Here is an 18,756-nt window from a genome sequence, read left to right as displayed (position 1 = left end):
CCTACCCAGCTGGCTCCACTTCTACAATCAGCACAGGCGCCACTCCGCGATCGGAGCCCCACCCATCAGCAGACTCAACAACCTGCCTGGACATCACAGTTAGGCCGGGCGCAGCCGCTCGTCGAGCTCGGCCCGGTTCGGCGGATCGGCGCCCGGCCGGGAGACGGTGATCGCTGCGGCCGCAGCAGCGCGCGCGAGCATCCTCGCCCAGTCCCCCGCGGTGACGCCCGCCCAGCCGTCGCGCCCCTCGGGGCCGGTGAGCCCGTGTCCGACGAGGGCGTCGATGAGCGCCCCCATGACGGTGTCGCCGGCGCCGACCGTGTCGGCGACCTCGACGCGCGGGGCGGCGATCGCGATCTCGCCGGCGGGAGTCGACGCCCAGAGCCCGGCGGCCCCGCGCGTGACGACGACGACGGGCACGCCCGCGGCGCACCACGCACGGGCGGTGTCGAGCGGCTCCGCACCGGGGGCGAGCCACGCGAGGTCCTCGTCGCTCGCCTTGACGAGGTCGGCGAGGGCGGCGACGCGATGGATGCCCGCGCGCACGGCCGCCTCGTCGTCGACGAGGCTCGGTCGGACGTTGGGGTCGAACGTGACGGTCGCCTCGCTCCGCCGGCCGGCGACGAAGCGCTCGACGACGGCGGCGCCCGGCTCGAGCGAGACGCCGGCGGAGCCGACGTGCACATGCGACGCGCCGCCGGCGGCCGCGGACTCCTCGAGCGCGGCCGCATCGAGCACCCAGTCGAGGTCGAACTCGTAGCGCGCGGCGCCCGTCTCGTCGAGGATCGCGGTGGCCGTCGACGTGCGCGCCGCGCGCCCCGCCTGCTCGCCGACATGAGACGCCTCGACCCCGGACTCGGCGAGCCACTCGCGCACCGCTCGGCCGCGTTCGTCGTCGCCGAGCGAGGTCGCGAGGCCCACCCGACGGCCGAGCCGGCCGAGGGTCAGAGCGACGTTGGCGGGCGAGCCGCCGGGGGCTTCGTCGACGACGCCGCTGCGTCGATGCACGACGTCGACGAGCGCCTCGCCGACGACGAGGACCTCATGGCGGACGCCGGTTCCGGCGCCGCTGCCGGACTGCTGGCTCACACGGCCACCCTAGCCGCCCGTTCCCGCGCCCGACGTCGCGCCCGTGCGGGCTACTCCTCTTCGTCGACCTCGCCGAGATCGTCGTCCTCGTACTCGTCGAGGGCGTCGAGCACCTCTTCGACGACGGCCGCGCTCGACTGCGGATTCTGCCCCGAGATGAGGTTGCCGTCGCGCACGACGTGGCTCTCGAACGGCTTCGCCGACTCGACGATCGCCCCGAGTTCGAGGAGGCGTCCCTCGACCCACCACGGGGTCGCGAGGCCGAGGCCGCCGGCGCGCTCCTCGGCGTCGGTGAAGACCGTCAGCAGGCGGTCGGCGAAGACGAAGGTCCCGTCGGGGGCGATGGCGGAGGTGAGCGCCGCGGGCCCGTGGCAGAACGGCGCGATGACGACGTCGGTCGCGTCGGCCTCCGCGAGCAGCAGTCCGAGGTCGGCGTCGATCGCGAGGTCGACCATCGGGCCGTGGCCGCCGGGCAGCACGACGGCGTCGTAGTCGACGACCGACTGCTCGGCGAGCACCTGCGGGTGCTCGAGCTCCTCGGCGATGAGCTCGAGGTAGGCCGTCAGTTCGGCCGAAAGGTCGTCGCCGATCTGCTCGGGGTCGATCGAGCCGGGATCCACCGGTGCGGGCTTGCCGCCGGGCGTCGCGACGACGACGTCGTGGCCGGCGCCGCGGAGGCCCCGGTGAGCGACGACGAGCTCTTCCGCCCAGTAGCCCGTAGGCTGCGAGGTGCCGTCGACGAGTTCGATCGCGTCGGCGGCGGTGACGATCATGAGGACGTTGGCCATTCGCGGGCCCCTTCCGGAAGTCGTTCTCCCAGTCTGCCCGCCTCAGTCGGCGGCTGCGACCTCGAGCAATGCTCGGAGTCTGGTCGGCAACTGCTCCTCGAGCGAGATGGCCGTGCTCGAGCGCAGCACGCCGTCGATCGCGAGGATGCGGTGGGTCAGTCGGTGCAGGTCGCCCGTGTCGCGGGCGACGACCTTGATGAGCACGTCGTGGTCACCCGAGATCGCGTGCATCTCGACGATCTCGGGGATGTCGAGCATGGCCTGTCGGGTCTCCCCCGCAATGCGCTGATTAAGCGCGAGGGAGAGGAAGGCCGTGAGCGGGTAGCCGAGAGCCGTCGGGGAGACGCGCCGACTGAAGGCGCGGAGCACGCCGCCGTCGGTCATCCGCCGCAGTCTCGCGTGCACCGTGTTGCGGGCGATGCCGAGGGTGCGCGAGAGGCTCAGGATGCTCGCCTCGGGGTCGTCGTCGAGGGCCAGGAGGATGCGAGCGTCCAAGGCGTCGACGGAGTTCGGAGCGGGCATATCGACCTCGATTCAAGACCTCACTGCGCAGACTGCGCAGTGGAAGCGGGTTCTGTTGCGCGAGCATCCTACGCCGCGCGAACATTTCCCGGTGACCCAGGCTTCCCCGACGCTCCTCGCCCGCTCGTGACGGCGACCCAGACCTCCAGCCTTCCCGCCGTCGTGAAGCCCGCAGCCTCCCCCGCATCGCCGGGGTCGTCCGCGTCGGTCCCCCACTCCGTCCTCGACAACGTCACCGGTCTCGCGACGGGTGCGCTGCTCGCCTCGGTCGGGCTGTTCATCCTGAAGTCGGCCGGCGTCGCCACCGGCGGCACGGCGGGCGTCGCCCTGCTCGTCAACTACGCGACGGGCTGGCCGCTCGGCGTGCTGTTCTTCGTCGTGAACGCGCCGTTCTTCCTGCTCGCCCTGCCGATGAAGGGCTGGCGGTTCACGCTGCGCTCGGCGCTCACGGTCGCAGCCGTGTCGGTGCTCTCGAGCGTGAACCAGGCGCTCTTCACCGACCTCGTCGTCGACCCGGTCTACGGCAGCGTGCTCGGCAACCTCATCGTCGGCGTCGGCCTGCTCATCATCTTCCGCCACGGTTCGAGCGTCGGCGGCTTCAGCATCCTCGCGATCATCGCGCAGGACCGCCTCGGCTGGCGGGCCGGCTACGTGCAGCTCGCGCTCGACGCGACCGTCGTGCTCTTCGCGTTCACCCTGCTGACCCCGTGGATGGTCGCCGCCTCGCTCCTCGGCGCCGCCGTGCTCAACCTGACCCTCGCGATCAACCACCGCCCGGGCCGCTACACCGGTCATTGACCGGGCCTGCCCGGCCGTCGGGCGCGATCGGCATCGTCCGGAAACGTCGGGGCGGAGCATCCGCGTCTTCCCGGACTCGCGCCTCGAGGTGAATGCTCCTCAGGATGAGGGCACGGCTCCGGCGCCGCACACCCCGCATCGCCCGGAGACCGTTCGGGAGGCGATGACCATGAAACTCCTCCACGGAGTGCTCGTCCTGCTGGCGCTCGTGCTGATCGCACGCGGCGCGATCCGGATCGCGTGCTGCTTGCTCGATCGCGCCCACGAGGGGCGCCGTCGGATGCTGCGCTCGCTCGCGGAACTCCATCACCCCGACATCGACGCCGCCGCGCTCGATCACCTGCCGCCCTAGGCCGTGCTCGTCTACGACCGGGCCGGCGTGCGATTCGGCGGCGCGCCGCTGCGCGCTCCCGGCGCGATCGCGGGGCTCGGCGAAGCGGACTCGGACGAGTCGTCGTATTCCGAGGGAGCGCCCGCGACGCCGGACCGGCCGGCAGTCCCAACGCCCGATCGCGACGCCGCGCCGTGGTCGCCGTGGTCGCCCGTCACGATCTCCGAGCTGCTGCGCGAGTTCGAGGAGACCGGTGCCGACGCTGCGGAGCGACGAATCGACGCCGAGTACGCGCGGCTCCTCGAAGACGAAGCGCGACGATCTGCGAGCGGGCCTCACATCCCCATCTGCGAGACCCCGTCGCTCGTGACGGGGTTGAGGAAGCCGAACACGTTGCCGTCGGGGTCGAGCAGGTAGGCCATGCGGCCGACGCCCGGCATGTCCATGGGAGCGACGGCGTCGACGCCGCCGAGCTCGATGCCGCGGGCGTGGATCGCGTCCACGTCGTCGACCGCGATCACGAGGTCGGCGCCGGTGACGGGACCGCCGACCTCCGGTTTCGGCCCGCGCCGCTGCACGAGCCCGCCGTTGATGCCGAAGCCGGGCGTGTCGGGCCCGGTTCGGGCGCCCTCGCCCGTGCCGATCACCCAGTACTGGCCGGGCATCGCCTCGGTGAAGGTCCAGTCGAGCAGGTCGGAGTAGAAGGTGATCGCGGCCTCGGGGTCGGACGCGTGGATCTCGAAGTGGACGACGAGGTTCGCCATGGTCGTGCCTTTCGTTCAGCGCTCCGGGACGCTCGCCCCGACGCGGTCAGGATGCCCGGCGCCTCGGCCGCGTCGACCAGATCGCCCAGGCGATGAGCACGGGCTGGAAGAACAGCCGCACGAGGCGCTTGCGGTCGGTGTCGAGGCCGAAGCCGTCGCGCTTGCCGGTGTACTGCGCGATGTTGCCGGGGAACACGGCGGCGAAGAACGCGGCGACGATCCACCCGATGCGGGAGCGCTCCTTCGGCAGCGCGACGAGCGCCGCGCCGAGCCCGATCTCGGCGACACCGGAGCCGACGACGACGGCATCCACGTCGAGCGGCACCCACTCGGGCACCTGCGCGCGGAACTCCTGCCGCGCCCACAGCAGATGGCTCGTGCCGGCGAAGACCAGCCCGAGGCCGAGCAGCCACCGGGCGAGGCTGCGGCCCCGCGTCCGTTCGATCGTGTCGTCCTCGCCCATCGCGCCCCCTCGTCATCGGATGACTCGACGCTACGCGCCGCTCCCCGCGTCCGTCCAGGCTTCGGCGGCCGGGCCCCCCGACGGCGGAAGCGGGAGGGCCGGACATCGGCGCTGCGCGCGAGGCGACACGTGGAAATAGAGCCCGAGCGGTCGGTCATCCCCCGATCGGCCGACCGCTCGGCGCTCTCCCCTGTTCACCTGGTACCGCACACGATGCGGCTTCCCCGGTGGCGCGGCTCCCGGAACGGGTGCCGCGATGTTCCCCCTACGCGATAACTCTGCCGCACTGCGGCGCACGGCGCCCCTGCCCGCTCGGCCGCAAATCCCACCGATCCGGCCGGACCGTCGCGGCCACCCCACGGAATCAGACGGGAGCGTCCGAAATCGTCGGGTGCGCGCGGCCGGCACGCCCTGCGTCTCAGATCGGCAGCCGCGCGCAGTAGTCGGCGGCGATCGCCCGGAGCTCGCCGGCATCCGCGCCGAACCGGCTGGCCTGGATGAGGCCCTGGTCGACGACGAGGATCTCAGCGGCGAGCAGGTCGACGTCGCGAGCCGCGAGCCCCTCCGCACCGCGGATGGCGTCGGCGATCGCGCGCTCCATGTCGGCGTTCGCGGAGCGGCAGATGCCGAGCGTGGTCTCGTCCGCGGCGGCCTCGGTGACGGTGTTGAGCAGGAGGCAGCCCCGCCGACCCGGCTGCTCGACGCAGTCCTCGATGGTGGAGTGGAAGAGCGACGTCACGGCCTGCTGCGGCGTCGTGCCGCGGCCGAGGGCGAGCCGCACCGCTTCGACCTTCGCGCCGCAGTACTGGGCGAGCACGGCTCGGAAGAGCCCGATCTTGCTGCCGTACGCGGCGTAGAGGCTGCCGTTGCCGATGCCGGTCGCCCGTGCCAGGTCCTGCATCGTCGTGCGTGCGTATCCGTGGGACCAGAAGCGTTCCCGCGCCGCGTCTTCCACGGCACGCTCGTCGAAGGCTCGAGGTCGAGGCACTTGGCGAGGCTAGCCCAGTTCGGGGGGCCCACGGCCGATTCCGAGGGATCGATCTGGACGTGAATCCCACGAATTCGGACATCGAGCTTGTTGTGGAGGGATCGTTCCAGAACAATGCAGACATGACCCCGCCGTTCGAGCCCCGCCGTCGTACACGACGCCGCATCGCAATCCTGCTCTTCGACGGCGTCAAGGCCCTCGACTACGTCGGACCGGCCGAGGTCTTCGTCGAGGCGAACCAGGCCGTCGACGACTACGAGATCCTGCTCGTGAGCCCCGACGGGCGCGACGTCGGCACGTCGCTCGGCGGCACCGTCTCGGTGCGCTGCGCGGCCACCGAACTCGACGCGATCGACACCCTCATCGTGCCCGGCAGCGAGCTGCCGCCGCAGCAATTCGCGCGCGGCGCGGTGCTCGAGGCCGCCGAACTGCTCGCCGCCCGCGCGCGACGTGTCGTCTCGGTCTGCAGCGGCGCGTTCGTGCTCGCCGAACTCGGCCTCCTCGACGGGCGGCGCGCCACGACGCACTGGAAGTTCGTGCCCGACCTCGCCCGCCGCTACCCGGCGATCACCGTCGAACCCGACGCCATCTTCATCCGCGACGGCGACGTCGCCTCGTCGGCGGGCGTCGCGGCGGGAATCGACCTCGCCCTCGCCCTCGTCGAGGACGACCACGGCCCCGACATCGCGCGGCAGATCGCGCAACTCCTCCTCGTCTACCTGCAGCGCTCGGGCGGGCAGTCGCAGTTCTCCGTGCCGTTGCGCGCCCGCGCCCCCCAGGCGAGCATCGTGCGTCGGGCCACCGACCTCGTCGACGCCGACCCTGCGCACCCGTGGAGCGTGCCCGAGCTCGCGCGCCTCGTCGCCGTGAGCCCGCGCCACCTCGGGCGGAGATTCCGGGAGGAACTCGGCCAGTCCCCCGCCGAGTACGTGACTGCCGTGCGATTCGACGTCGCCCGCGTGCACCTCGAATCCGGTATGAGCGTGTCTGCCGCAGCCGCGCAGTCCGGCTACGGCAGCCCGGAGGCACTGCGGCGCTCGTTCATCGCGCGCCTGGGCATCTCCCCCTCGCAGTACCAGCGCCGCTTCCGATCCGCCCTTGCGGCCTCGGGGGCGGCAACGGCCGACCCGACGCTCGAACTCGTCTCCTGACGAGTCCATCGGAGCCCTCTGCGGGCGTTCGCGCCGGGCATCCGGCCAGCGCGCCGGGTTAGCCTCGGAGCATGCTCGCCGTCTCCCCGTCCGCCGACGCGCCCGCGCGCGTCCGCATCCTGGACGCCGACGAGTGGCGCGCCCGCGAGACGGCGCATCGGGAGCGGGCCGAGGCGCTCACCGCCGGCCGACGCGAACGGGCGACGAGGGGCGAGACGCATCCCGTCGACGACTTCCTCTACACGTACTACCCGTTCTCCCCCGCGCAGCTCGCGCGCTGGCATCCGGGGCCCCGGGTCGTGCTGGCGGATGCCGCTGCAGGCGAGCGCGCCGGCTGGCGATGGTACGCACCCGGCTCCGAGCCCGGCTCGCTGCTCGTCGACGCCGCGGCGATGGCCCGCGAGAAGGCGCCGATGCTCGCCGGCATCGAGCGCATCCTGCGGCTGACCGCGGGACGGGCCGGGCACTTCGGCTGCTTCGGCCTGCACGAGTGGGCGATGGTCTACCGGCAGGGCGAGCACCGGCATGCGGTGCCGCTGCGACTCGGCCAGGACGGCACGGACGCCGTCGTCGAGGCCGCAGACCTGCGCTGCACCCACTTCGACGCGTTCCGCTTCTTCACGCCCGACGCCGTGCCGCGCAACCGCTTCGCGCCGACGCGGGAACTCCAACCCGAGCTCGAGCAGCCCGGCTGCCTCCACGCCGGCATGGACGTCTACAAGTGGGCCATGAAGCTCGGCCCGCTCGTGCCCGGCGAACTGCTGCTCGACGCGTTCGAGCTCGCCCGTGATATCCGCACGCTCGACATGGAGGCCTCGCCGTACGACGCGGCCGCGTGGGGAGGCGCGCCCGTCACGATCGAGACCCCCGAGGGCAAGGCGGAGTACGTGCGCCGGCAGCGCGGATTCGCGGAGCGCGGGAACGCGCTGCGCGCGGCGATCCTGGATGCCTGGCTCGGCCCGGTCGACCGGGGCTGAGCCCGCTGCCGCACCGAGCGGCGCTATTTCTTGGCGGTGCTGAGCCCCACGATCGCGATCACCAGCAGGAGGCCGTCGACGGCCAGGAACGTCCACAGCGCGGCGTGCAGCAGGGTCTCGGTCATCACGGGCCTCCTCGATCGGTGATGGGCGTCATTCTGCCGTCGCCCGGCCGCGACCGCCAGCGTCATCCGGGCGCGTCCGCCACCGTCATCCGGGCGCGCCCGATCGCCCGTCGCCCGACCGCGACCGCCAGGGTCATCCGGGCGCGTCCGCCACCGTCATCCGGGCGCGCCCGATCGCCCGTCGCCCGGCCGCGACCGCCAGCGTCATCCGGGCGCGCCCGAGGCTCCGGCGTGCCAGCCGCTCGCGATCGGCTGCCGGAGCGCGCCCGTCGGCGTAGTGTCCGAACCGGCCGGTCTGCGGCCGAGTCGGATGCCGAGGAGGCGATCGCGATGTGCCGTTGGCTCGCGTACCGGGGCGGCGCCCTGCATCCGTCGCTGCTCGTGCTCGACCCCGCCCACTCGCTCGTGCGGCAGTCGCTGAACTCGCCGCTCGGCGCGGAGACGGTCAACGGCGACGGGTTCGGCCTCGGCTGGTACCCGATCGGCGGTGATGCCGTGGGCACGCCCGCCCTGTTCCACTCGATCGAGCCCGCCTGGCACGACGAGAACCTCCGCGAGATCTCCCGGGCCATCCACTCGCGGCTGTTCTTCGCGCATGTGCGGGCGGCGGCCGGCCCGCCGATCCAGCAGACGAACTGCCACCCGTTCCGGCACGGGCACTGGCTCTTCATGCACAACGGCCGCATCGGCGGCTGGCGGCACGTGCGACGCGAACTGATGCTGCGGGTCGATCCGGAGTTCTTCCCGCTCATCCGCGGGACGACGGACTCGGAGGTGCTCTTCCACCTCGCCCTCACGTTCGGCCTCGCGCAGGACCCCGTCGCGGCGATGCGCCGGGCCGTCGAGTTCATCGAGGAGACCGGCCGGGCGCACGGCGTCGCCGAGCCGTTCCAGGGCACGATCGCGGTGAGCGACGGCGAACGGATCTGGGCGTTCCGGCACTCGAGCCTCGGCACGTCCCGGACGCTGTACGTCTCGGCCGACCTCACGGCCCTCCGCGAGCAGTACCCGGACGCCGAGCGACTGCACGCCTTCGACCCGACGGCGCGCGTCATCGTGTCGGAGCCGCTCAACGACCTGCCGGGCGCCTTCGTGGAGATGCCGGAGTCGACGGTCGGGATCCTCGGACCCGACGGCTACCGCGACGAGCCGTTCCTCCGCGCCGCCGCCTGAAGCGCCCGATCGAGTGCGGAATCCGGCTCGATCCGGGATTCGGCGCATATTCGCGCAGTCCATCCACGATTGCAGGATGCTTCGATGCATCGACGTTCCATCGAAGAGGTTGCTTCGTCGTGTGCTGGAATCCGGGTATCCGTCGAAGGATCTTGCGCAACCGGGGGTCATCGGATTTCGTGACAGCCGCTGCATAGGGTCGAATGGAGACATCCCATCGAACGCGACGGCGCCATTCGGCAGCCGCCGCGTTCTCGTTTTCCGCCTCCAGATCCGGAGCCCCCCATGATCACCATCGACCACGTGTCGCGCTCGTACGGCGACGTGCGCGCGCTCGACGACGTGAGCATCCAGGTCGGCCGCGGCGAGATCTTCGGCGTCGTCGGCCAGTCCGGTGCCGGCAAGTCCACGCTGCTGCGCCTCGTCAACGCCATCGAGCGGCCCGACTCGGGCTCCGTCGTCGTCGACGACGTCGAGCTCTCGGCGCTGCAGGGACGGGAGCTGCGCGCGGCCCGGCACCGCATCGGGATGGTGTTCCAGCACTTCAACCTAGTCGGCAACCGCACGGCGGCGCAGAACGTCGAGTTCGCCCTCGAGGCCGTCGGCCGTACGCGCGGCGACCGCAAGCGCGAAGCGCGCGACATGCTCGACCTCGTCGGGCTCGCCCACCGCGCCGACGCCTACCCGTCCGAGCTCTCCGGCGGTCAGCGCCAGCGCGTCGGCATCGCCCGCGCCCTCGCTTCCAAGCCCGACGTGCTCCTCAGCGACGAGGCCACGAGCGCTCTCGACCCCGAGACGACCCGGCAGATCCTCGCGCTCGTGCAGCGGCTCTCGGCCGACCTCGGCCTCACCGTGCTGCTCATCACGCACGAGATGGAGGTCGTCAAGCAGATCTGCGACGGCGCCGCGCTGCTGGAGTCCGGCCGCGTCGTCGAGCAGGGCCCGCTGCTCGACCTCGTGAACACCCCCGGCTCCCGCCTCGCCCACGACCTCTTCCCGCTCGGCGAGGCCCCCGACCTGCCCGGCTTCGGCATCCTCGACCTGACCTTCGCCGGCGGCGAGGCCGAACGCCCGACCATCGCGCTGCTCGCCCGCGACCTCGGTCTCGACGTGTCGATCCTCGGCGCGACGATCGAGACGATCGGCGGGCAGCAGGCCGGCCGCACGCGGCTCGCGATCCCCGGCGGCGGCGAGGCGACGGCGCAGGCCGTGACGTTCCTCGCCGAACGCGGCGTGCGCGCGGAGGCGGTGAGCAGCCGATGATCGACGTCACCGACCCCGCGTTCTGGCCCGACTTCCTCGAAGTGCTCGGCAAGGGCACCCTCGAGACGCTCTGGATGACGAGCGTCGCGATGCTCATCACCATCGTCATCGGCCTGCCGCTCGGCATCCTGCTCGTCGGCACCGAGGAGGGCGGCTTCCTCGGCGCATCCACCCGCCGCGGCCGCATCCTCAACCAGGTGCTCGGGTTCATCGTGAACCTCGGCCGCTCGGTGCCGTTCATCGTGCTGATGATCGCGCTCATCCCGTTCACGCGCTGGCTCGTCGGCTCCTTCATCGGCACCGGCCCGGCGATCGTGCCCCTGACCGTGGTCGCGATCCCCTTCTTCGCCCGCGTCGTCGAGATCGCCGTCAAGGAGGTCGACGCCGGCCTGTTCGAGACGGCCGACTCCCTCGGCGCGACCCGGTGGCAACTCGTGCGTCGCGTCGTGCTCCCCCAGGCGCTGCCGTCGATCGTGCTCGGCGTCGCCACGACCGCGACCTCGATCATCAACTTCTCGGCGATGGTCGGCGTCGTCGGCGGCGGCGGCCTCGGCAACGTCGCGCTCACCTACGGCCTGCACCGCTACAGCTGGGCGCACATCATCGCCGTCATCGTCATCCTGTTCGTGCTCGTGCAGCTCATCCAGTGGGGCTGCAACGCGCTCGCGCGCCGACTGGACCGCTCCCGCGGCCGCTCGCGCGCCCTCCCCGCCCATCGTCCGCCGGACCCGGCCGCCGTCTGACCGACGGTCCCGCTGTTCCGCTGCACGCATCCGCAGCACCCGCATCGCACCGCACACCCACGAGGAGTTCCATGTCCATCCGCACCGGTATCCGCACCGCCCTCGCCCTCGGCTCCGTCGCCGCGCTCACCCTCGGCCTCGCCGCCTGCTCGTCGGGCTCCGACGACGCGGCGCCGGCCGACGGCACCCTCGGCACGATCACGGTCGGCGCCCTGCCGACGCCCGCGGGCGACCTGCTCGATTGGGTCGACGAGAACCTCGCCGACGAGGTCGGCCTCGACATCGAGTACGTCGAGTTCACCGACTACAACACCCCGAACCCGGCCCTCAGCGACGGTTCGACCGACGCGAACCTGTTCCAGAACCAGGGCTTCCTCGACACCTACAACGAGCAGACGGGTTCCGACCTCGTCTCGGCCGGCGAGATCTACCTGCCCGCCGCCGCGTTCTACAGCGAGTCGCTGTCGAGCCTCGACGAGCTCGCCGAGGGCGACTCGATCGCGATCCCGAACGACCCGACGAACGAGGGCCGCGCGCTCGGCCTGCTCGCCTCGGAGGGCGTCATCGAGATCGAGGACGGCGCGACGAACCTCGACGGCATCACGTCGAACCCGCTCGACCTGCAGTTCACCGAGGTCGAGAACGCCTCGCTCGCGCTCACGCTGCCCGACAACGACGCCGTCTTCGTGACCGCCTCGTTCGCCATCCCGGCGGGCCTCACCGACGACCAGGCGATCCTCATCGAGGGCACCGACTCGGCCTACTACAACATCCTCGCGACGACGCCCGAGCTCGCGGACGACCCCCGCATCGCGGCCCTCGTCGACCTGCTCACCGACCAGCGCACGAAGGACTACATCGACGAGACCTGGAACGGCCTCATCGTCCCGGTCTCCTGATCGCCGCGGCGCCTCGGCGCCGACCCGACGCCCGGTCCCGCCTTCGCGCGGGGCCGGGCGTCTCGCGTTCCGCCGGCGCGAGCGGATGCCGGGATCAGCCCGCCCCGCCGACGACCGCCTCGCCGAGGGGCGTGCGCACGTGCCGCACGGCGCGGCCGTCGCGCCGGGAGTCGACGAGTCCGGCCTCGCGCAGCACCGCGAGATGGTGGGAGGCCGTCGAGATCGCGAGTCCGAGGTCGGCGGCGACCTCGCCGGTCGTGCGCGCCTGATGCGCGGTGAGCAGGATGCCCGCGCGAGCCGGCCCGACGAGGGCGGCGATCGCGCGTTCGGCGTCGACCGTGCGCCGGTGCCAGTCGGCGCCGACGCCCTGCGCGGGATAGAAGACCGTCGGCTCGACGGGCGGGTTCGTGAGCACGAACGGACCGGCCGAGCCGAGCACCGACGGCGCGAGCACGAGCCCGCTGCCGCGGCAGTCGAGCACCTTCGTGAAGGCGCGGAGCTCGACGCGGACGGCGTCGCCCCGCCAGCTCACCCGACGGTGCAGGCCGCCGACGGCGGCGCCGAGCCCGCCGACGGCGATGCGGCGGGCTCGGACGGCGATGTCGGCGTGCAGCATCCGCTCGATCTGCGTCCAGTACGGCGCGACCAGGGCGTCCCACGCGTCCGCCCACGCCGTCGAGAGGCGCAGGCGCGTGCCCGCCGGGTCGTCGCGGAGGCGCTCGATCGCGGCCCGTCGCTCGCCCGTGGACCGGTCGATCATCTTGCCGAGGTCGACGCGGAGCGCCGCGTCGGGGACCGCGCCGAGTCGCGCGGCTTCGTCCTCGGGATCCGGGTCCCAGCGCGGCGTCGCCGTGAAGAAGTCGGGGAAGTAGCCCTGCTCGCCGATGACGCTCGCCAGCAGCGCGAACGCCTCGCGCGGCACGCGACCCTGCACGGCGCGGAGCCAGCCCCATTGCAGCGGGTAGTCGCCCGGACGCTGGAGGATGCGGATCGCGTGGCAGAGCTCGTGCCCCGGCGAGACGCCGAAGCGGATGGCGCCGACGTCGTCGACGGCGAGGCGGAACTCGACGAAGTTTCGATCCACATCGAAACCTTAGCGGCGGGGTTGCCCATCCCGGAACCTGTTCACGAGGCGGCCGCGCGGCCGCGACGACGAAGGGGGACGCCCAGGATGTCCACGACCATCGGCTCCGCGGAGACCGGCATCGCGACGCTCGTGCACGGCGAGGAGCTCCGCATCGGCAGCGGCCGCACGCAGAAGTTCGAGGGCGCCGACTTCGGCGGCGCGATCTCGTACTTCCTCGTCGACAACGCCCCCGGCGAGGGCCCCGACCTGCACCGCCACCCCTACCCCGAGACGTGGCTCGTGCTCGAGGGCGAAGCCCGCTTCACCGTCGGCGGCGAGCAATTCGTCGCCGGTGCGGGCGATACTGCGACGGGGCCGGCGAACGTCTGGCACGGCTTCAAGAACTGCGGGGAGGGCCGGCTGAAGATCCTCGGCATCCACGCCGCGCCGCGGGTCGTGCAGGAGGAGTACGCCGACGTCGTCGGCGAACCGGCCCCCGAGATCTGACCCGTTCCGCCCGCAGCACCGTCGCAGCACCCGCACGTCCACGCAGCACCCACGACCGCGCCGCATCGGCGGCGCCGCACCGATCGGAGCAACCATGTCCTTCCAGGCCTACCTCGACAACATCGAATCCAAGACAGGGCTCACACCGCGCCAGTTCCTCGAGCTCGCCGAAGCGAAGGGCTTCGGCCCCGGCACGAAGGCGACGCCCATCGTCGAATGGCTCGCCGCCGACTACGGCCTCGGCCGCGGCCATGCGATGGCCCTCGTGCACGTCATCACGAAGGGGCCGCAGATCTCCGCGAAGCACGTCGGCACGGGCACGTCGCACGGCGATCCGAGCGACACGCTCTGGCTCGACGGGGCCGCGACGAACCCGGCGAACGCCGGCTGAGCCGAGCGTCTCCCGTTCGGCGCCGGCGGGTCGGCCCGAGTTCACCATAGGTGCATGACCCAGGACGACGACGACGTCGTGACCGCTTTCCGCGAGGGGCGCACGCCCCCGGGGATGCACCGCGACCGGCTGCTGCTGCTCACCACGACCGGGCGCATGTCGGGCCGTCGGCACACCACCCCGATGATGCGCCTCGCACTGCCGGACGCCGACCACGTCGTCGCGTCCGGCAACGCGTCGCCCCACCACCCCGGCTGGTACCTCGACGTGCTCCACGATCCCGACGTGCACGTCGAGTTCGCGAACGGCGAGTACGACGCCGTCGCCCACGTGCTCGGCGCCGACGAGCGCGACAACGCCTGGAACTTCATCCTCCAGTGTGCGCCGTTCTTCGCCGACCACCAGCGGCACGTCGAGCGCGTCATCCCGATCATCCGTCTCGAGCGCACACCGCTCGTGCTGCCGTTCTCGGACCCGCTGCCGGCGGTGAGCCGGCGCTGAGCCGGTCGTCGGGCCGGGTCGGTGCGCCGGTCGGCCGAGCAGCGGCGAGCCGTCCCCGCGCCCGCCACCCGTCCGGACGCCCGGTCCGGCGTCCCGGCGCCCGCATCGGCCCCGGCCCTAGTGTGAGCCTCACGGCCGGAGAGGTGCGGGCATGTCATCCGTGTTGTACGCGCTCGGGGCGTGGGCCTACCGCGCGAGGCGGCTCGTGCTCCTCGTGTGGCTCGCCGTGCTCGCGCTCGCCGTCGCGACGGCCGCCCTCGTCGGCACCGGCACCGTCAACACGTACTCGATCCCCGGCACCGAGTCGCAGGACGCCCTCGACGCCCTCGCCCGCACGTTCCCGGAGGTGGCCGGCTCATCGGCGCAGCTCGTGGCCGCCGCACCGGACGGCGACGACGTCGACGACCCCGACTTCCAGCGCGCCGTCGAGGCGGGCGTCGCCGGGATCGCGGATCTCCCCCAGGTCGTCGCGGCGACCTCGCCGTACGACACGACGTCCGGAGTGAGCGCCGACCGTTCGGCGGTCCTCGTCGGCATCCCGCTGACGGTGCCGGCCGCGCAGGTGACCGATGCGACGGCCGAGGCCCTCCAGCAGGCGGGGCGCGATCTGCAGGCGGCGCTGCCGCCCGGCTCCGAGGTCGCCGTCGGCGGCCAGCTCTTCAGCCAGGATCCGGCCGGCATCGGGATCACCGAACTCCTCGGCATCCTCGTCGCCTACCTCGTGCTGCTCGCGACGTTCCGGGCGTTCCTCACGGCGGCGCTGCCGCTCGCGACCGCCCTCTTCGGCGTCGGCGTAGCGCTCTCGATCGTCGTGACGGGCACGGCATTCCTGACGGTGACCTCGACGACGCCGTTGCTCTCGCTCATGCTCGGGCTCGCGGTCGGCATCGACTACGCCCTCTTCATCGTGAGCCGGCACCGAGACCAGCTGCCGAGGGGCTCGATCCGCCCGAATCGGCGGCCCGTGCCGTCGCGACCTCGGGCTCGGCGGTGGTCTTCGCCGCGCTGACCGTCGTCATCGCGCTACTCGGCCTCGCGGTCGCGGGCATCCCCTTCCTCACCCTCATGGGCGCCGCGGCGGCGCTCGCCGTCGTGCTCGCGGTGGCCGTGTCGCTGACGCTCACGCCCGCGCTGCTCGGCTTCCTCGGGACGCGTGCGGCGCCCCGGCGACGGCGACGGCGGGCCGCGGATGACGCGATGGACGGTTCGCCCGACGAGACGACCGACGCCGCGGATGCGCGGGAGGCCGCCGACGCGGCGCCCGCGGACTCCTCCCCGGAGGTCGAACCAGGGGTCGATCCAGGGGTCGAATCTGGGGTCGATCCACGGGGCGAATCGCGGGGCGAATCGGATGTCGAACCCGACTCCGGCGCCGATCGCTCCTCGCCCGTCGACGGCGCCGTCCCCGCCCCGGCCGTGCACGGCTTCTTCGGCGGGTGGGTGCGCGCCGTCACGCGCATCCCGGTGCTCACGATCGTGCTCGTCGTGCTCGCGCTCGGGGCGGCGGCGGTGCCGGCCGCGCAGCTGCGGCTCGCCCTGCCGGACGCCGGAACCCTCGAGCCCGACGCTCCGGGACGCGTCGCCTACGACCTCGTCGACCGGCACTTCGGGCCGGGCTGGAACGGGCCGCTCGTCGTGACGGGGCAGGTCATCCAGTCGGACGATCCGGTCGGGCTCATGGACGACCTCGGCGACGAGATCGCGGCGCTGCCCGGGGTCGTCGCCGTGCCGTTGGCGACGCCGAACGAACCCGGCGACACGGGCATCGTGCAGGTCATCCCGGACGGGGCGCCGGACTCCGAGGCGACGGCCGCACTCGTCGCGGATCTGCGCGCCCACCACGACCGTTGGCTCGACGAGTACGGGGTCGAGCTGTCGGTGACGGGCTACACGGCGGCCGGCATCGACATCTCGGCGCGGCTCGGCGGCGCGCTGCTGCCGTTCGGACTGCTCGTCGTCGGCCTCTCGCTCGTGCTGCTCGCGATGGTGTTCCGTTCGATCGCGGTGCCGGTCACGGCCGCTGCGGGCTATGCGCTCTCGGTCGCGGCGGCCTTCGGGCTCACGACGCTCGTCTTCGTCGACGGGGTCGGCGCCGACGCACTCGGCGTCGAGTCGACGGGCGACGTCATCAGCTTCATGCCGATCATCCTCATGGGCGTGCTGTTCGGGCTCGCGATGGACTACGAGGTGTTCCTCGTGAGCCGCATGCGAGAGGCGTATGCCCGCAACGGCGACGCGAAGGCGGCCGTCCGGACGGGTTTCGTCGGCTCGGCCCGCGTCGTCACGGCGGCCGCGATCATCATGTTCTCCGTCTTCGTCGCGTTCGTGCCGGGCGGCGACGCCTCGATCCAGCCGATCGCGTTCGGCCTCGCGGCGGGTGTCGCGATCGACGCCTTCCTCGTGCGGATGACCCTCATCCCCGCCCTGCTGCACCTGCTCGGCCGCGCGGCCTGGACCATGCCGCGTTCCCTCGATCGCGCGCTGCCGCACTTCGACGTCGAGGGCGACGCCCTCGCGGAGGAGCTGGCGCTCGCCGACTGGCCCGAGCCCGGCGCCGAGGATGCGATCGCCGCCGAGGGAGTGCGCGTCGCGGGCGCGGGCCGGACCGCCGTCGACGCCGATGCCGCCCTCGATGCGGATGAGGACCCCGCGGCCGGACTGACCGTCCGCCTCGCGCCGGGCGAGGCCCTCGTCGTGACGGGCGGCACCGCGGCCGCGCGTCGCGCACTGCTGCTCGCCCTCGGCGGGAGGCTGCCGGTCGTCGCCGGACGGCTCACTGTGACGGGGCTCGCCGTGCCGCCGCGCGGCGCGAGCGTGCGCAGTCGCACGGCGTTCGTGCGCCTCGACGCGGCGGACCCGGACGGCGCGGGTCCCGCCCAGGGTGCAGCCGACGACGACCGCCGCGTCCTCGACCGGCTCGTCGCCGCACTCGACGCGCAGCCCCGCATCCTGTACCTCGACGGGGCCGACGCCGTCGGCGCGCCCTCGATCCGCGCCGATCTGCGCGACGCGCTCCGTCGCGCTCTCGCGCACGCGCCCGGACTCGCGCTCGTCGTCGCGGCCGAGGACGAGCATGCGGCGCGGGAACTGCTCCCCGCCGGGACGCCGGTCATCGAGGCGGCCCTGCCGTCCGCGGCCGACCCGGCCCGACTGCCCGCGGGGGTCCCGTGAGCGCCCCGCGCGCGTTCGCCGGCACCGCCGGGGCACCGCGCTTCCGGGCCCTCGCGATCGTCGGGCTCCTGCTGCTCCCCGTCGCCGTCGGCGGGCTGCTCGCGTGGTCGCTCGCAGATCCGACCGGCCGACTCGACCGCGTCACGGCGGCGATCGTGAACGACGACGCACCCGTCGACGTCAACGGGCAGACAGTGCCGCTCGGACGCCAGTTCGCGGCCGGGCTCCTCGCCGACGACGACTCGGGCGACTTCGACTGGGTGCTCACGAACGACGACGAGGCGGCGGCGGGCCTCGCGACGGGCCGCTATGCGGCGGTCCTCACGATCCCGTCGTCGTTCTCGGCGGATGCGACCTCGCTCGGCGGCGATGCGGCCGACGTCGTGCAGGCCTCGCTCGCGGTCACGACGACGCCGGCGTCCGCGCTGTTCGACCCGTCGCTCACGGCGGCGGTGACGAGCGCGGCGACCGCCGAGCTCAATCAGCAGCTCATCGCGCAGTACCTGACGAACGTCTACCAGGGCTTCAACACGATCGGCGAGCAGATCGGGCAGGCGGCCTCCGGAGCGTCCGCACTCGCGGACGGCGCCGACTCGCTCGCGGACGGCGCCCGCTCCCTCGCCGATGGCGCGAACGATCTCGCGGACGGGCTCGGCTCCCTCGATGCCGGTGCCGGCTCCCTCGCGAACGGCCTCGACCAGCTCGACGACGCCGTGCAGGCGCTGCCCGGCCGGACCGCCGAGCTCGCCGCCGGCGCGGGCGAGGTCGCCGCGGGCGCGGATGCCCTCGCGGGCGGCGTGGCGGAGGCGACGACGCAATTCGCGGCCGTCGTCGCCCAGGTCTGCGCCCTTCCCGGTCCGGGGGACCTCTGCACCCGCGCAACGGCCGCGCTCGCGCAGTTGCAGGCCGCGAACGCCGATGTCGGCGCGCTCGCGGCGGGCGCGAACGGCGTCGCCGCCGGCAACGGCGAGCTCGCCGCGGCCGTTCCGGGGCTCGTCGAGGGCGTGGACGCCGCCGATGCCGGGGCGGGCGAGGTCGCCGCCGGC

Annotated in this window: 20 protein-coding genes and 2 pseudogenes; 15 read left to right on the top strand and 7 right to left on the bottom strand. The window is 73.0% G+C overall.

All coding sequences use genetic code 11. The features are described 5' to 3' along the window. A pseudogene (locus GB864_RS14825) lies at positions 1–103 on the top strand (IS481 family transposase); the annotation flags it as partial. On the opposite strand, the gene GB864_RS14820 reads toward GB864_RS14825, so the two are convergent. The 3 genes from GB864_RS14820 to GB864_RS14810 are packed head-to-tail and all read right to left on the bottom strand — an operon-like array spanning position 100 to position 2,399. After that, positions 100–1,089: a PfkB family carbohydrate kinase gene (locus tag GB864_RS14820; RefSeq protein WP_160426424.1), complete on the bottom strand. Its 990-nt coding sequence runs from the start codon at positions 1,087–1,089 to the stop codon at positions 100–102. The pseudogene GB864_RS14825 and the gene GB864_RS14820 overlap by 4 nt on opposite strands. A 50-nt stretch (positions 1,090–1,139) precedes the next feature. Then, complete coding sequence (locus GB864_RS14815; RefSeq protein WP_160426422.1) at positions 1,140–1,877, bottom strand: type 1 glutamine amidotransferase domain-containing protein; 738 nt, start codon at positions 1,875–1,877, stop codon at positions 1,140–1,142. A 42-nt stretch (positions 1,878–1,919) separates the two neighbouring features. After that, positions 1,920–2,399, bottom strand: coding sequence for an Lrp/AsnC family transcriptional regulator (locus GB864_RS14810; RefSeq protein ID WP_160426419.1), 480 nt, complete (start codon positions 2,397–2,399; stop codon positions 1,920–1,922). A 162-nt stretch (positions 2,400–2,561) separates the two neighbouring features. Here GB864_RS14810 and GB864_RS14805 point away from each other — a divergent pair, with 162 nt between their 5' ends. Both GB864_RS14805 and GB864_RS14800 read left to right on the top strand, forming a co-directional pair. After that, positions 2,562–3,197, top strand: coding sequence for a YitT family protein (locus GB864_RS14805; RefSeq protein WP_336604028.1), 636 nt, complete (start codon positions 2,562–2,564; stop codon positions 3,195–3,197). Positions 3,198–3,366: 169 nt separating this feature from the next. Next, complete coding sequence (locus GB864_RS14800) at positions 3,367–3,549, top strand: hypothetical protein (RefSeq protein WP_160426415.1); 183 nt, start codon at positions 3,367–3,369, stop codon at positions 3,547–3,549. A gap of 314 nt (positions 3,550–3,863) precedes the next feature. On the opposite strand, the gene GB864_RS14795 is transcribed toward GB864_RS14800, so the two are convergent. The 3 genes from GB864_RS14795 to GB864_RS18225 all read right to left on the bottom strand — a co-directional run bounded on the left by GB864_RS14795 (position 3,864) and on the right by GB864_RS18225 (position 5,743). Then, positions 3,864–4,292: a VOC family protein gene (locus tag GB864_RS14795; RefSeq protein WP_160426414.1), complete on the bottom strand. Its 429-nt coding sequence runs from the start codon at positions 4,290–4,292 to the stop codon at positions 3,864–3,866. Positions 4,293–4,338: 46 nt separating this feature from the next. Then, the gene (locus GB864_RS14790; protein WP_160426412.1) at positions 4,339–4,755 is read right to left on the bottom strand and encodes a DoxX family protein; all 417 of its coding nucleotides are present in this window, start codon (positions 4,753–4,755) and stop codon (positions 4,339–4,341) included. Positions 4,756–5,173: 418 nt separating this feature from the next. Next, complete coding sequence (locus GB864_RS18225) at positions 5,174–5,743, bottom strand: TetR family transcriptional regulator (protein ID WP_202107264.1); 570 nt, start codon at positions 5,741–5,743, stop codon at positions 5,174–5,176. Positions 5,744–5,865: 122 nt separating this feature from the next. Between GB864_RS18225 and GB864_RS14780 the strand changes: the two genes are divergently transcribed. The 6 genes from GB864_RS14780 to GB864_RS14755 all read left to right on the top strand — a co-directional run bounded on the left by GB864_RS14780 (position 5,866) and on the right by GB864_RS14755 (position 12,074). Next, on the top strand, positions 5,866–6,894 hold the full coding sequence (locus GB864_RS14780) for a GlxA family transcriptional regulator (protein ID WP_160426409.1): 1,029 nt from the start codon (positions 5,866–5,868) through the stop codon (positions 6,892–6,894). Positions 6,895–6,965: 71 nt separating this feature from the next. Continuing rightward, positions 6,966–7,871 (top strand): 3-methyladenine DNA glycosylase, encoded by a 906-nt coding sequence (locus GB864_RS14775; protein ID WP_160426407.1) that lies wholly within the window; start codon positions 6,966–6,968, stop codon positions 7,869–7,871. A gap of 455 nt (positions 7,872–8,326) precedes the next feature. Next, on the top strand, positions 8,327–9,169 hold the full coding sequence (locus GB864_RS14770) for a class II glutamine amidotransferase (RefSeq protein ID WP_160426405.1): 843 nt from the start codon (positions 8,327–8,329) through the stop codon (positions 9,167–9,169). 285 nt (positions 9,170–9,454) lie between these two features. Continuing rightward, positions 9,455–10,432, top strand: a complete 978-nt coding sequence (locus GB864_RS14765; protein WP_160426403.1) for a methionine ABC transporter ATP-binding protein — start codon at positions 9,455–9,457, stop codon at positions 10,430–10,432. Continuing rightward, the gene (locus tag GB864_RS14760; RefSeq protein ID WP_160426401.1) at positions 10,429–11,175 is read left to right on the top strand and encodes a methionine ABC transporter permease; all 747 of its coding nucleotides are present in this window, start codon (positions 10,429–10,431) and stop codon (positions 11,173–11,175) included. The genes GB864_RS14765 and GB864_RS14760 overlap by 4 nt, the downstream gene beginning before the upstream one ends. Before the next feature lie 71 nt (positions 11,176–11,246). Beyond that, positions 11,247–12,074 (top strand): MetQ/NlpA family ABC transporter substrate-binding protein, encoded by an 828-nt coding sequence (locus GB864_RS14755; RefSeq protein ID WP_160426399.1) that lies wholly within the window; start codon positions 11,247–11,249, stop codon positions 12,072–12,074. Positions 12,075–12,168: 94 nt separating this feature from the next. Here the strand turns inward: GB864_RS14755 and GB864_RS14750 are convergent, their stop codons facing one another. Continuing rightward, positions 12,169–13,158, bottom strand: coding sequence for a DUF5937 family protein (locus GB864_RS14750; RefSeq protein WP_160426397.1), 990 nt, complete (start codon positions 13,156–13,158; stop codon positions 12,169–12,171). Between the two features lie 87 nt (positions 13,159–13,245). Between GB864_RS14750 and GB864_RS14745 the strand changes: the two genes are divergently transcribed. The 6 genes and pseudogenes from GB864_RS14745 to GB864_RS18985 all read left to right on the top strand — a co-directional run. Next, complete coding sequence (locus tag GB864_RS14745) at positions 13,246–13,647, top strand: cupin domain-containing protein (RefSeq protein WP_160426395.1); 402 nt, start codon at positions 13,246–13,248, stop codon at positions 13,645–13,647. 94 nt (positions 13,648–13,741) lie between these two features. Next, positions 13,742–14,038, top strand: a complete 297-nt coding sequence (locus GB864_RS14740; protein ID WP_160426392.1) for a DUF4287 domain-containing protein — start codon at positions 13,742–13,744, stop codon at positions 14,036–14,038. 54 nt (positions 14,039–14,092) lie between these two features. Then, a complete protein-coding gene (locus GB864_RS14735; protein WP_160426390.1) occupies positions 14,093–14,539 on the top strand; it encodes a nitroreductase/quinone reductase family protein in 447 nt (148 codons plus the stop codon). A gap of 151 nt (positions 14,540–14,690) precedes the next feature. Next, a pseudogene (locus tag GB864_RS18220) lies at positions 14,691–15,658 on the top strand (MMPL family transporter); the annotation flags it as partial. Between the two features lie 78 nt (positions 15,659–15,736). Next, the gene (locus tag GB864_RS14730; protein WP_419672793.1) at positions 15,737–17,710 is read left to right on the top strand and encodes an MMPL family transporter; all 1,974 of its coding nucleotides are present in this window, start codon (positions 15,737–15,739) and stop codon (positions 17,708–17,710) included. Continuing rightward, a partial coding sequence (locus tag GB864_RS18985; RefSeq protein ID WP_202107262.1) for a YhgE/Pip family protein occupies positions 17,707–18,756 on the top strand: 1,050 nt, incomplete at its 3' end. The genes GB864_RS14730 and GB864_RS18985, both read left to right, overlap by 4 nt.

This window comes from Agromyces seonyuensis, from assembly GCF_009789225.1.
Taxonomy (GTDB): Bacteria; Actinomycetota; Actinomycetes; order Actinomycetales; family Microbacteriaceae; genus Agromyces; species Agromyces seonyuensis.
Note: the sequence above shows the minus strand (reverse complement) of the source record. Positions and strands in the feature narration are given on the sequence as shown.